We start from the raw sequence: 12,242 nt of genomic DNA, 5'->3' as shown, positions 1-12,242 counted from the left end.
CTCGGCCTCGGCCTTCTTGCGTTGTTCCTCGGCGAGACGTTTCTTCTCCGCTTCGGCCTGCTGGCGTTCTTCACGTTTTTTCGCGAGCGCTTTTTCTTGCGCGATTCGCTTCTGCTCCTCGACCAGCTGTTGTTTCTTCCGTTCCTCGCGCTGGCGTTTTTCTTTAAACTCTTTAAGGTGCTGTTCGCGCTTTTGCTCTTGTACGATGGCTTGCTCTTTCTTGAGTTCCTCTAAGCGTTTCTCCTCGGCTTGACGCTTCTCTGTCGCGGCGGCCACATCGCGTTCAAGCGCCTCACGGCGCGCTTCTTCGTCTTTGTGCTTGCGCCGTTCGGCCTCCTTCAGCCGTTGCACCTCCGCTTCGACCTTGTTTTGATCGATGGCGACCGCCTGTACGATCTGAGATCTGGGCTTGGATGATGGCGGACGGTCGCTCAGGTTCAGGCTCAGCGTCAGTAATACAATCGCGACCACATGGATCGCGACAGCATAGATAAACGATCGGAACGAGCGGAGCCGCCTTCGAACCATCGTGCCGTCAGCGTTCCGGCGGCTGCGTCATAAGCCCAACCCCTTGCACACCGGCGCTCTGGAGCGCCGCCATCAAATCTACCACGCGCGCGTACGCGACCGCCTGATCGCCATTGACGAGGACCGGCACATTGGGTTTGTAACGCAGCACGGCCTGGACGCGGTTTAGCAGCGTGTCTTTGCTCACGGGATCGTGCCGGTGGTCCCCGAAATCAATATAGTAATTACCTTCCCTGTCCACTGTGATGATCAGCGGTTCGGTATCGCTCGGGGGCACCGGTTCGGAGGCGGCTTGCGGCAGATCCACCTTCACCCCTTGGGTGATGAGCGGTGCAGTGATCATGAAGATGATGAGGAGCACCAGCATCACATCGATGTAGGGGACGACGTTGATATCCGACATCAGGCGCTTACGCTTGTGTCTCACCGCCATGCCCCTGAGACTCCCCCGGCCATGTTTCGTTCAGGCGTGCGCCTGGCGGTGCAAAATGGAGGAAAACTCCTCCAGGAATATGTCGTAGCGGCTGAACAAGCGGTCGATATCGTTGGCGTAACGATTGTAGGCGATGACCGCGGGAATGGCCGCGAACAAGCCCATGGCCGTGGCGATCAAGGCCTCGGAGATCCCGGGGGCCACCATGGCGAGCGTTGCTTGATGCACATTGCCCAGGGCTTGAAAGGAGTTCATGATGCCCCAGACCGTTCCGAAGAGGCCCACGTACGGGCTCACCGAGCCCACCGTGGCGAGCAGCGGCAAGCTCTGCTCGAGGTCTTCGATCTCCCGGTTCAGGGCTACGCGCATTGAGCGTTGCGCGCCCTCCAAGACGGGGCCTGGCTCAATGCCCTCTTGTTGGCGCAAGCGCGCGAATTCCTTGATACCGGCTTCAAAGATCCGTTCGAGCCCCGAGGGCTCGTGGCTGCGCTGCGCGATCCGGTTATAGAGATCGGAGAGGTCATCGGCCGACCAAAAGCGATCCTCGAAATTATCCGCATCGCGCTGCGCTTTCCTGACCACGGCGCGTTTATTGAAGATCACCGTCCAGGACCAAAGCGAAGCGGCGATTAAAACCACCATCACGAACTTGACCAATAGGCTGGCGCCCAGGATCAAATTGGTAATCGAAAGATCAGTCACCATGTGTAAGCTCGGCTAAACCTCATAGTACCCGCACCGGCCAAGTAAATCGCTGTCCCCTCATCGGCAACGCGCTTAGCGCTCTCCGAAGAGATCGGGTTGGCTCGCGAGGTGCTCGGGCGGTGCGGTTCCGAAGTGCAACCACGCAGCGCGCGTCGCCATCCGTCCCCTTGGGGTACGCATCATGAATCCCTGCTGGATCAAGAACGGTTCCAGCACATCCTCGATCGTCCCCCGCTCTTCCCCAATCGCGGCGGCCAGGCTGTCGACGCCGACGGGCCCGCCATCGAATTTCTCGATAATCGTCAAGAGCAGCTTGCGGTCCATGATGTCAAAGCCGTGGGTGTCGACGCTGAGCAATTCCAAAGCCCGCTTGGCGATGTCCACGTTGACCTTTCCATCGCCGCGGACTTCGGCGTAATCCCGCGCGCGGCGCAGCAGACGGTTGGCGATGCGCGGCGTGCCCCGCGCCCGCCGCGCGATCTCCCCGGCGCCCTCGGCATCGACGGTGACGCCGAGGATGCGCGCCGAGCGCCGCACGATGTGCGTCAGATCCTCCGCGTCGTAGAATTCCAGCCGTTCGACAATCCCGAAGCGGTCTCGCAACGGTGAGGTGAGCAGCCCGGCGCGGGTGGTGGCGCCGACCAGGGTAAACGGCGGCAGATCCAGTTTTATGGCGCGGGCCGCCGGACCTTCGCCGATCATGATATCGATCTGAAACTCCTCGAGCGCCGGGTACAGGATCTCCTCCACCAGCGGGCTCAAGCGGTGGATCTCGTCGATGAAGAGCACGTTTCGTGGCTCGAGATTGGTCAGGATCGCGGCCAGATCGCCGGGGCGCTCCAGCACCGGACCGGAGGTCTGACGCAAAGCGACCCCCAGCTCGTTGGCGATGATATGGGCCAGCGTGGTCTTACCGAGTCCCGGCGGGCCGAAAAGCAGCACATGATCGAGCGGCTCGCGCCGCCGGCGCGTGGCGGTGATGAAGATTTCCAGGCGTTCGCGCACCGGCGTCTGGCCGACGTAATCCTTGAGCCGACGGGGCCGCAATGCTTCGTCCGCGTCGCCGGCCATGGTGTCGGGAAGGATCAATGGATTCGGATCGGTCATCGTGTGGTGAAGGCGCGCACGGTTAGCCGTTTAGCTGGCCCCTGATGAGGGCATGATCGGCGGGGGCTAAACCGCTCATGCTTGTGAGCGCAGCACTGCGCGGATAATGGCTTCGCTCGTCATCCCGGCGGTATCGATGGCTTGCACGTAGCGCCCGGCCTCGTGAGCTTTATAGCCGAGCGCCACCAGACCCTCGATCGCGTCCGCCAAGGCCTCATGGGATCCCGCGAAGGCCCCTCCCGCAGCCGCCGCGCGCGGTGCCCAATCGGCAAGGCGGTCGCGCATCTCGATCACCAGCCGCTCGGCGGTCTTCTTGCCGATCCCGGGCAGGTTTGTCAGCCGGGCGATGTCTTCCGCATGGATGCATTTCGTAAATTCCTCGACATCAGATCCGGAGAGAATGGCGAGCGCGGTGCGGGCGCCGATCCCGCTGACCTTGAGCAAGGCGCGGAACAGCCGCCGTTCGGACTCGGTTAAAAAGCCGAACAGGAGGTGCGCGTCCTCCCTGATGGCGAGATGCGTATATAACAGAACCTCGGCATTGACTGAAGGCAGGCGGTCAAAGGTGCTCAGCGGCGCCTCCAATTCGTAGCCGATGCCGTGGGCCTCGAGCAGGAGATGCGGGGGCCGCTTTTCGATCAGCAGTCCGCGGATGCGTCCGATCATAGAAACCGTCGCCGCCGGTTGCGCCGCACGCCGGGCATTCGTAGCAGCCCTTCACGCGTGTGGCCGTGACAGAGCGCGACCGCGAGCGCGTCCGCGGCATCGGTCTCGGGCGGCGCCTCGAGGTTCAGCAGCACCTTGATCATGTGTTGGATTTGAGCCTTTTCGGCGTTGCCCCGGCCGACGATGGCCTGTTTAATTTGCGCCGGGGTAAACTCAAACACCGGTAAACCACGCTTCGCCCCGGCCACCAGCGCCGCCCCGCGGGCTTGACCGAGCTTCAGGGCGGAGTCCGCGTTGCGGTTCATAAATACCAGCTCCACCGCCATCTCTTGCGGATTATATTCTTCTATCGCCGCCGTCACACCATCGAAGATGCGGCTAAGCCGCGGGGCTAGCGCATCGCCGGCGGTTTTTATGCCACCGCTGGCGACATAGAAAGTGCTCGGGCCGTCGACGTCGATGACGCCGTAGCCCGTCATCCGGGAGCCGGGATCGATACCGAGGATACGGATCACTGAGATGCGATTCTGCCATGTGGCTGCCCCGGATTTCACCGGGAACGGATCAAGCTATTGTATTCTTGATGCAGTGCTGTTTGTAATATGGGTCACGCCGCGAAAATGCGGGATGCTTCGCCAAGCCCGTAATAAACCGGTCACCGTTCCCGCGGTGGCGAAATCCAAATTGACTTACCCGGGTTTTTCTCCAGACTGGTTAGGGTGTGGGAAGCATGTGGGGAGGTCAGATCATGATTGTTGAGACGCTCTCGATAGCCCGTCGATTCTGCGGTCCACCCAAGTCTGGAAACGGCGGCTATGTCTGCGGTCGGCTCGCGAAGCACCTGCATGGACCTATGGCGGTCCGGTTGCGGGTGCCTCCGCCGCTTGAGACTGAGATCCTAGTCGAGGCGTCCGAAAACCGTGCCCGGCTGCTTCAAGGAACAATCGTGATTGCGGAGGCTCAAGGCGCCGGGATCGAACTAACCGCTCTCCCACCCCCGTCATTTCCCGAAGCAGTGGAGGCTGCGAGATCCTATTTGGGCTTCACTCGCCACAGCTTTCCACGATGTTTCGTCTGTGGTCCGCAGCGGACATTGGGCGACGGCATGCGAATTTTCCCGGGTCTTATCGAGGCCCGCTCCATCGTCGCGGCGCCCTGGATCCCTGATGGGTCGCTTGCGGAGAGATCCGGCACCCTCGCTCCCGAATTCATATGGGCAGCCCTGGACTGCCCCAGCGGATTCGCGGTGTTGCCCGTGCCGGAGGGGAAGACCCTGGTGCTCGGAGAACTTTGTGCCCGCGTTGGGAGCGCTGTCAGGCCCGGGGACAGATACGTCGTAATCGGATGGCCGCTCCACGTTGACGGTCGCAAGCGCTGCGCGGGTTCAGCCATATTTACCGAGTCCGGTGATGTCGTGGCTGTCGGGCGCGCCACCTGGATTGAGGTTCCGGTCACTGCATTCACGAGCGAGTCGCGACGGTGTGACTAGAAGCAGATATAGATCATTGGGTTTGACGGTCATGAAAGAGGAAAAGGTTGTGACCGGGGGAGTCCTGATCTGACCGAGTTAAGTATCTGCCTGTCGATCACTCGGAGTTTCCCGAACTGCTGCTGAAGGATCTGCTGTTCAATCGCACCAACAGCGCCGAGCTTGTGGGCAAGACGGCGGTTTTTCGGGCATGCCTAAGAAATGCTCGTTCGCGTCTTATCTGATTCGTGTGCGGCTATCCAATCAGTGCATGCCGCAGTTTCTGTCTTACTACATCAACCCTATTCGGACGCGCTCGGATTAAGACGGTCGTGAATCAGCAGGTCGGGCAGGCCAATGTGAATGGCACAAAGCTGAAGGCGTTGGTCGTCCCGCTTCCGCCTCTGGCCGAGCGCCACCGCATCGTCGCCGAAGTCGAGCGCCGCCTCTCCGTGATCGAAGAACTCGAAGCCACCGTCGCGGCCAACCTCAATCGCGCCGAGCGGTTGAGACAGGCTAATCACCTCACTATTCCTCAGGCAGCACATTGTCCTCGTCGTCTTCTGTCAGTAACAAATCAATCTGGGCTTTGAGGCGTTTTTTATCGGCTGAATAGAACGGGCTGGGGATCTCCAACCATGCCCGCCGGCCGCCGGCAAGGCGCACTGGAATTCGGTCGTAGCCCGCGAGAACTGACTCTTGATCTTGGGCAAGGGCACTGTCATCTGGGTTTGTGGCCTCAGCTTGCGGACGCGGCTCTTCTTCGGCCCTAGGCGCCACCTGCGAGGGCGCATCAGCATCGTTTGGCCTTTGCTTGCGCTCGTAATACTTCGCGAACTCAACGGATTTTCGGAAGACTCCGAGGAGCGATTCGGCGGCTCCTGGAGTGAAGCCGCGTTCGATCAAGTTGAATCGCAGGGTGGCATCCGAAGGCAGCTCTTCCTCATAGCGGTCGAGCAGTTCAGCGAACACTTGAGGTGACTTGAGCCATTTGAGCAATAGCGCGTCCTTCAATAATTCGTTCGGCGTAAAACGGAAGGACTCTACGTCCTTCGATACGGCGAGCTTGCCTTCCTGGGCCTTCTCCAGCAGCCCGTAGTAGCGCAGCGACGCGATTGCCGAGAGTGCTGATCCGCTGTTTGCGCTCTTGTAACCAAGGTTCTGAGCGATCACGTCAGTGAGTGCAGCATGTCGGCGCTCCTGCTCGTAGATGCGCAATGCACGTTCGATGGCTTCGCCTAATGGCAGCGACGGGGCGCGGGGACTCTTCTTTCGCGGGGCTTCGTTCATGTCGTAGTGCCTTACCTAAGGCGCAGCGTCGCAGTTTCAGTGGCGTATGTGTTGTACTATTGTTGACATACTCAATATAAACGTAGTTAAATTACACGTCAACTACGTATAAGTTAGATTTGAGAGTAATGACCACAGTTGCTTTAGAATGCAGGCAACGGTCACAATCTACGTTTTCTATTCCGTCATGACGGTGAAAACCGGCATCATGCGCCGCACTGGACCCCGGCTTCCGCCGGGGTGACCGTGATATGGGGGTCATCCATGCTTAGGAAGATTATGCCCGTTCGCGGTATAGCGACGTGTTCCGGTTAGGTCTCAACAGAGAATACATAAGATTATCTGTGGGGGTTTCGGAGATTGCGTGGAGTTTTCTCGTAGTATACGCTATTCGCGAATAGAGAATACTCTCGTTATTCTATATATGAACAAGCAGATATCGTTAAAACCACAGGATCTCTTGGTGCTATTGAAGGTAGCTTGCCACCCCGACAGATCCTTTACCTACGCTCAACTTGGAGAGCAGCTGGGAATAGCAGCGTCTGAAGCGCACGCGAGCATTAAACGCGGAGTAGCTGCCCGCCTGATCTCCATCAACGAGGAGGGAATGCAGCCCTCCCGAGCGTCCTTGCGAGAGTTCCTAGTTCACGGGGCGAAATACGCGTTTCCCGCCGTTTCAGGGTCGGTGACGCGAGGAATGCCTACAGCCTACGCAGCTTCACCATTGCGGGAGTCAATCAATCAGCCCGATGAGTTCCCGCCCGTCTGGCCAAGTCCAGAGGGCGATGTTAGAGGCGTCGCACTTTATCCGCTCTATCCAACCGCACCCCAAGCATCTCTTAGAGACGTACGTCTTTACGAGTGCCTGGCGTTGTTTGACGCGTTGAGAACAGGCGCTGCGCGAGAGCGCGAAATGGCGCAACAACTACTGACTGAACGGATATGAATCCCAACGATCCCAACATAGTCCTTGTCGAATTGGTCGCGAAGCACCTCGGCGAGCTATGCGAGAAACTGGTTTTCGTTGGCGGCTGTGCGACGGGGCTTCTTGTGACCGACTCAGGTCGACCGCCGGTAAGAGCAACCAAAGACGTCGATCTCATCGCGGAAGTGGCGAGTGTAACGAGCTACTATTCGCTTCACGGCCAACTCAAGGCCAAGGGATTCACAGAAGATATGGAGGTGAATTGCCGCTGGCGCATCGACGATCTCAAAGTGGACGTGATGCCGCTCGATGAAAAGATTCTGGGGTTTACGAACCGCTGGTATCCGCTGGCCATTCAGAGAGCGAATCCATACCATCTTCCCGGCGGGAGTATTATCCGTCTCGTGGCGCCGCCAGTTTTCTCGCGACGAAGCTCGAGGCTTTTTACGGTCGAGGCAAGGGCGACTATGGGGTAAGCCCCGACATGGAGGACATCATCACGGTGGTGGATGGACGCCCAGAGCTGCTAGATGAAATTGCAGCCGCTGATTCGGATCTTCGTGGCTACCTTATGGAGGAAATCGAAGGGTTGCTCGGAGATTCACAATTCACCGATACGTTGAATTGGCACTTCGCAGGTGACGCGGCGAATCAGGTGAGAATGCCGGAGGTCTTGCGTCGTCTCCGTAGCATCGCGGGGCTCTAAATCTTTGAATAGCACCTCTATCGTCCAAGAGATCTGGAACTACTGCAACATTCTTCGGGACGACGGCTGTCCCACGGCGACTACGTGACCGTCGCATGTGTGGGATCCGTACCCCGTATTTTTGCGCTATGGTATATCCGAATGAAGCGGCAGTTATTCGCTTCCAATGCGTTTGACCCTATGATGCAGGGGGAGGTGACAGTGATTGCAGGTATCGACGAGGCCGGACGGGGACCGCTCGCCGGACCCGTCTTCTGTGCGGCGGTGATCTTGGATGAGGCGCGGCCGATCGCGGGACTCGCGGATTCTAAAACATTGAGCGTGAAACGGCGTGCGGTCTTGGCCGGGAGGATCGAGGCGCATGCCGTGGCCTGGGCGCTCGGGCGCGCCGAGGTCGCCGAGATCGGTGCCCTCAACATTCTAGAGGCAAGCTTGTTGGCGATGCGGCGAGCCGTGCTCGCGTTGCCGGTGGCGCCGGCGCAAGTCTGGGTGGATGGGCGCCAGCGCCCCGATGTGCCGTATCCCGTGGTCGCCGTGGTCGAGGGCGACCGGCTCGTGCCTCAAATCCAAATCAGCGCGGCCTCCGTTCTGGCGAAAGTGGCGCACGATCGCGAGATGGAAGCGTCGGACCGGGTTTATCCCGGATACGGTATGGCCGTGCACAAGGGTTATCGGACACGGCGGCATCCTGAAGCCTTGAACAGTTTGGGAATATCGGCGGTCCACCGGCGGTCGTTCGCGCCGGTGCGCGCGTGCTTGCAACCTGGCGGCGCCCTGTCAGACTAGATTCACTAACCCCGTCGCTTGGGGCGGGGACTCTAGCATTGGGGTTCCCGAAGGGGAGTCGTGCAACTCTCCCTTTTGGCCGCCTGCGGGGTTCCATGCCCAGCGGCGAAATATTTTAACTAACACGCGTCCGGCGAGATCCAAACGTGTTTGTGCATCTGCACCTCCACAGCGAGTATTCCATCGTCGATGGCCTGATCCGCATAAATGATCTGGTCGATCGAGTGGCCGCGCTCGGGATGCCGGCGATCGCGGTGACCGATCAGAGCGCGTTGTTTTCGATGGTGAAATTCTACCGTGCGGCGCAGGCACGCGGGATTAAACCGATCATCGGCGCGGACCTCTGGCTCGCCGGCGACGCCGCAAAGCGCAGCCGCATCGTCGCGCTCTGCCAAAACGCCGCCGGCTACCGCAATCTGACCGAGGTCATCACCCGCAGTTACACGGAGGGTCAGGTACAGGGGGTGCCGCACGTCCAGCAAGAGTGGTTATTCGCCCGTTCGGAGGGGATCCTCCTGCTCTCAGGCGCGGGCGGGGGCGAGTTCGGCCAGCTCTTGGCTGGCGGCTCGAAGGCGGCGGCGAAACGCCGGCTCAGGCGCTGGCTAGACCACTTCCCGAATCGTTACCACCTGGAGTTGCAACGCACCGGGCGCTCGGGCGAGGCGGAATACATCGAACGCGCGTTGGATCTCGCGGCGGCCTGCCAAGCGCCCGTGGTCGCGACCAATGACGTATGTTTTCTGCACCCGGAGGATTATGAGGCCCACGAGGCCCGGTTTTGTATCCACGCCGGCCGCGCCTTGGCCGATCCGCGCCGGCCGAAACCCTACAGCCAGCAGCAATACCTGCGTAGCACCGAGGAGATGGAGGCGCTGTGGGCGGATGTGCCCGAGGCCATCGAAAATAGCCGCATGATCGCAGAGCGGTGCAGTCTCGAGCTGACGCTCGATCGCTATCATCTACCCGATTTTCCGGTCCCGCCCGGCACCGTGGCCGAGGACTACTTGCGCAGCCAAGCCGAAACCGGTCTGCGCCAGCGGCTGGCGGTGATCTCGGGCGCCGATGCGGCCAGCGGCGGTCCCAAGCACGAGGGGTACGCGGAGCGGCTCATGTTGGAGATCGGGGTGATCACCAAGATGGGTTTTGCGGGATATTTCCTCATCGTGGCGGATTTCATCCGTTGGGCCAAGGAGTGCGGTATACCGGTCGGGCCCGGGCGCGGGTCGGGAGCCGGTTCGCTGACAGCCTACGCCTTGGGGATCACCGACCTCGATCCGATTCAATATGATCTCCTGTTCGAGCGCTTTCTCAATCCCGAGCGGGTCTCAATGCCCGATTTCGACGTCGATTTCTGTATGGACCGGCGCGATGAGGTCATCGACTACGTCGCAGAGCGCTACGGCCGGGATCGGGTCTCCCAAATCATCACCTACGGCAGCATGGCCGCGCGGGCGGTAGTGCGCGACGTCGGCCGCGTGCTCGGCTATCCCTACGGGTTTGTCGATCAGATCGCCAAGCTCATCCCCTTCGACCTCAACATGACGCTGGAACGGGCCCTCTCCGAGGAGCCCGCCTTTCGCGAGCGTTACGAGGCCGAGGAGGAAGCGCACACGCTCATCGATTTGGCCAAGAAACTCGAGGGCTTGGTGCGCAATGCGGGCAAGCACGCTGGCGGCGTCGTGATCGCCCCGGCGCCCTTGATCGATTTCATGCCGCTGTATTGCGAGCAGGGTTCGACGGCCCGGGTTACCCAGTTCGACATGGGCGATGTCGAGGCGATGGGGCTGGTGAAATTCGACTTTTTGGGTCTCAGAACGCTCACGATCATCGCTTGGGCGGTGCGCGACATCAATGCCTCGCGAGCGCTTCAAGGCGATCCGATGCTCGACCTCACCCGCATTCCGCTCGACGGCGCGAAAACCTTCGAATTGATACAGCGCGGCGAGACGGCGGCGGTATTTCAACTGGAATCCCGCGGCATGAAGGACCTCGTCAAACGCTTGCGGCCGGACACGTTCGACGACTTGGTGGCGCTCGTGGCCTTGTTCCGCCCGGGGCCCCTCCAGTCAGGGATGGTGGACGACTTCATCGATCGCAAGCAGGGACGCGCGGCGGTACGCTATCCACACCCGTCGATCGAGCCGATCCTAAAGCCGACCTACGGCGTGATCCTCTATCAGGAGCAGGTCATGCAAATCGCCCAGGTGCTCGCGGGGTACTCGCTCGGGGCCGCGGATCTGCTGCGCCGGGCCATGGGGAAGAAGAAGCCGGAGGAGATGGCCAAACAGCGCGCCGTCTTTATCGGCGGGGCCGTGGAGCGCAAGGTCGCGCCCGCGGTGGCCGGCGCGATTTTCGACTTGATGGAAAAGTTCGCCGGTTATGGTTTCAACAAATCGCACTCGGCGGCCTATGCCTTGATCGCCTATCAAACCGCCTGGCTCAAAGCCCATTATCCGGCGGCCTTCATGGCGGCCGTGCTGTCCGCGGACATGGACAACACCGACAAGGTGGTCGCGCTCATCGATGAATGCCGGCGCCTCGGGTTAGGCATCTTATCCCCGCATATCAATACCTCCGCCTATGGTTTTACGGTCGCGAGCGATGCGTCGATTCGCTACGGGCTCGGGGCGGTCAAGGGCGCCGGGCGCATGGCGATCGAGGCCATGATAGCGGTGCGCGATAGCGGTGGGGCCTTCCGTGATCTCTTTGACCTGTGCTTGCGAGTGGACGCGCGCAAAGCCAATCGCCGCGTCTTGGAAGCGCTGATTCAAGCCGGCGCCATGGATGGCCTGGGGCCGGATCGCGGATGGCTGTTGGCAACGCTCGCCCCGGCCATGCAGACCGCGGGGCAAAGCGTCAAGGACCGCGCCTCGGGCCAGCATGACCTCTTCGGGTTTTCGACCGAGGCGGCGGCGGAGACGCTGGGACAGGGTGATCCGAAAGCGCTGAGGTGGTCGGATGACCAGCGGCTTGCGGGGGAACGCGAGACGCTGGGTTTATACTTGAGCGGACATCCCATCGATCGCTACGAGGATGAGCTGAATGGGCTGGTGAGCTGCCGCTTGCGCGATCTTAGACCGGGCACGCGGCGGATCGGCGGGCTGGTTTTGGCCTTGCGGCACACGGACAGGGGGCGCGGCCGCATAGCGATCGCGACGCTCGACGATCATAGCGCGCGCATCGAGGTGGTGGTCTATCCGGAAACGCTGAAACGTTATGCAGCGGTGTTGGTCAAGGACCGCGTGCTTATCGCGGAAGGCGCCTGCAGAGTCGATGAAGTGACCGATGCCCACACCTTGGTCGCAGAAAGGCTGTTGGATTTACCCCAGGCGCGGGCAGCCTATGCCAAGGGGTTAGTAGTAAGCACCGATGCGGCGCGGATCGCCAATGAAGGGATCACGGAGCTGCAACGGCTGCTTGAGACCCATCGAAACGGCCGCTGTCCGGTCTTTATCGAGTATCGGGGCGAAGGGGCAAGCGGCCGTCTGCGCTTGGGCGACGCCTGGCGTGTGGATCTCAGTGACGCCTTGCTGGAAAAGCTTCGCGCGCTCTTCGAGGGCGGCCAGGTCACTATCGACTACGGGTTGGAAGCGAGCGCCGCTTCGCCGTAGGCCACCCTTAAACACGT

General features: G+C 60.6%; 13 protein-coding genes. 5 read left to right on the top strand and 8 right to left on the bottom strand.

Going from position 1 to position 12,242, the window contains the following annotated elements; genetic code table 11:
- The 6 genes from tolA to ruvC all read right to left on the bottom strand — a co-directional run.
- The coding region (tolA, locus tag M3436_07605; GenBank protein MDQ3563999.1) for a cell envelope integrity protein TolA at positions 1-528 on the bottom strand (528 nt) is incomplete at its 3' end.
- A gap of 7 nt (positions 529-535) precedes the next feature.
- Positions 536-961, bottom strand: a complete 426-nt coding sequence (gene tolR / locus M3436_07600) for a protein TolR (GenBank protein ID MDQ3563998.1) — start codon at positions 959-961, stop codon at positions 536-538.
- A 30-nt stretch (positions 962-991) separates the two neighbouring features.
- A complete protein-coding gene (gene tolQ / locus M3436_07595; GenBank protein ID MDQ3563997.1) occupies positions 992-1,666 on the bottom strand; it encodes a protein TolQ in 675 nt (224 codons plus the stop codon).
- A 72-nt stretch (positions 1,667-1,738) separates the two neighbouring features.
- Entirely contained in the window at positions 1,739-2,773 is a 1,035-nt protein-coding gene (ruvB, locus tag M3436_07590; protein ID MDQ3563996.1) for a Holliday junction branch migration DNA helicase RuvB, read from the bottom strand.
- A gap of 75 nt (positions 2,774-2,848) precedes the next feature.
- The gene (gene ruvA / locus M3436_07585; protein ID MDQ3563995.1) at positions 2,849-3,439 is read right to left on the bottom strand and encodes a Holliday junction branch migration protein RuvA; all 591 of its coding nucleotides are present in this window, start codon (positions 3,437-3,439) and stop codon (positions 2,849-2,851) included.
- The gene (ruvC, locus tag M3436_07580; protein ID MDQ3563994.1) at positions 3,436-3,954 is read right to left on the bottom strand and encodes a crossover junction endodeoxyribonuclease RuvC; all 519 of its coding nucleotides are present in this window, start codon (positions 3,952-3,954) and stop codon (positions 3,436-3,438) included. The genes ruvA and ruvC overlap by 4 nt, the downstream gene beginning before the upstream one ends.
- Positions 3,955-4,187: 233 nt before the next feature.
- Here ruvC and M3436_07575 point away from each other — a divergent pair, with 233 nt between their 5' ends.
- Positions 4,188-4,928 (top strand): hotdog fold thioesterase, encoded by a 741-nt coding sequence (locus tag M3436_07575; protein MDQ3563993.1) that lies wholly within the window; start codon positions 4,188-4,190, stop codon positions 4,926-4,928.
- A 281-nt stretch (positions 4,929-5,209) separates the two neighbouring features.
- Here M3436_07575 and M3436_07570 read toward each other — a convergent pair whose 3' ends face one another.
- Positions 5,210-5,431, bottom strand: a complete 222-nt coding sequence (locus tag M3436_07570; GenBank protein MDQ3563992.1) for a hypothetical protein — start codon at positions 5,429-5,431, stop codon at positions 5,210-5,212.
- Positions 5,432-5,435: 4 nt separating this feature from the next.
- Positions 5,436-6,197 (bottom strand): hypothetical protein, encoded by a 762-nt coding sequence (locus M3436_07565; protein ID MDQ3563991.1) that lies wholly within the window; start codon positions 6,195-6,197, stop codon positions 5,436-5,438.
- 942 nt (positions 6,198-7,139) lie between these two features.
- On the opposite strand from M3436_07565, the gene M3436_07560 reads away from it, so the two are divergent.
- The 4 genes from M3436_07560 (at position 7,140) to dnaE (ending at position 12,225) form a co-directional block, all read left to right on the top strand.
- On the top strand, positions 7,140-7,598 hold the full coding sequence (locus M3436_07560; GenBank protein MDQ3563990.1) for a hypothetical protein: 459 nt from the start codon (positions 7,140-7,142) through the stop codon (positions 7,596-7,598).
- Between the two features lie 8 nt (positions 7,599-7,606).
- Positions 7,607-7,828, top strand: coding sequence for a hypothetical protein (locus M3436_07555; protein ID MDQ3563989.1), 222 nt, complete (start codon positions 7,607-7,609; stop codon positions 7,826-7,828).
- Positions 7,829-8,008: 180 nt separating this feature from the next.
- Positions 8,009-8,614: a ribonuclease HII gene (locus M3436_07550; GenBank protein ID MDQ3563988.1), complete on the top strand. Its 606-nt coding sequence runs from the start codon at positions 8,009-8,011 to the stop codon at positions 8,612-8,614.
- A 146-nt stretch (positions 8,615-8,760) separates the two neighbouring features.
- Positions 8,761-12,225: a DNA polymerase III subunit alpha gene (gene dnaE, locus M3436_07545; GenBank protein ID MDQ3563987.1), complete on the top strand. Its 3,465-nt coding sequence runs from the start codon at positions 8,761-8,763 to the stop codon at positions 12,223-12,225.
- The last annotated feature ends 17 nt before the right edge of the window (positions 12,226-12,242 follow it).

The sequence above is a fragment of the Pseudomonadota bacterium genome, from assembly GCA_030859565.1.
GTDB lineage: Bacteria > Pseudomonadota > Gammaproteobacteria > JACCXJ01 > JACCXJ01 > USCg-Taylor.
Note: the sequence above shows the minus strand (reverse complement) of the source record. Positions and strands in the feature narration are given on the sequence as shown.

Bases quoted from the DNA above. Each gene is read 5' to 3' on its own strand.
- M3436_07550 (MDQ3563988.1), top strand. From the start codon at position 8,009: ATGATGCAGGGGGAGGTGACAGTGATTGCAGGTATCGACGAGGCCGGA.
- M3436_07565 (MDQ3563991.1), bottom strand. From the start codon at position 6,197: ATGAACGAAGCCCCGCGAAAGAAGAGTCCCCGCGCCCCGTCGCTGCCA.
- tolR (MDQ3563998.1), bottom strand. From the start codon at position 961: ATGGCGGTGAGACACAAGCGTAAGCGCCTGATGTCGGATATCAACGTC.
- ruvB (MDQ3563996.1), bottom strand. From the start codon at position 2,773: ATGACCGATCCGAATCCATTGATCCTTCCCGACACCATGGCCGGCGAC.
- tolQ (MDQ3563997.1), bottom strand. From the start codon at position 1,666: ATGGTGACTGATCTTTCGATTACCAATTTGATCCTGGGCGCCAGCCTA.
- M3436_07555 (MDQ3563989.1), top strand. From the start codon at position 7,607: ATGGAGGACATCATCACGGTGGTGGATGGACGCCCAGAGCTGCTAGAT.
- M3436_07560 (MDQ3563990.1), top strand. From the start codon at position 7,140: ATGAATCCCAACGATCCCAACATAGTCCTTGTCGAATTGGTCGCGAAG.
- ruvA (MDQ3563995.1), bottom strand. From the start codon at position 3,439: ATGATCGGACGCATCCGCGGACTGCTGATCGAAAAGCGGCCCCCGCAT.
- M3436_07575 (MDQ3563993.1), top strand. From the start codon at position 4,188: ATGATTGTTGAGACGCTCTCGATAGCCCGTCGATTCTGCGGTCCACCC.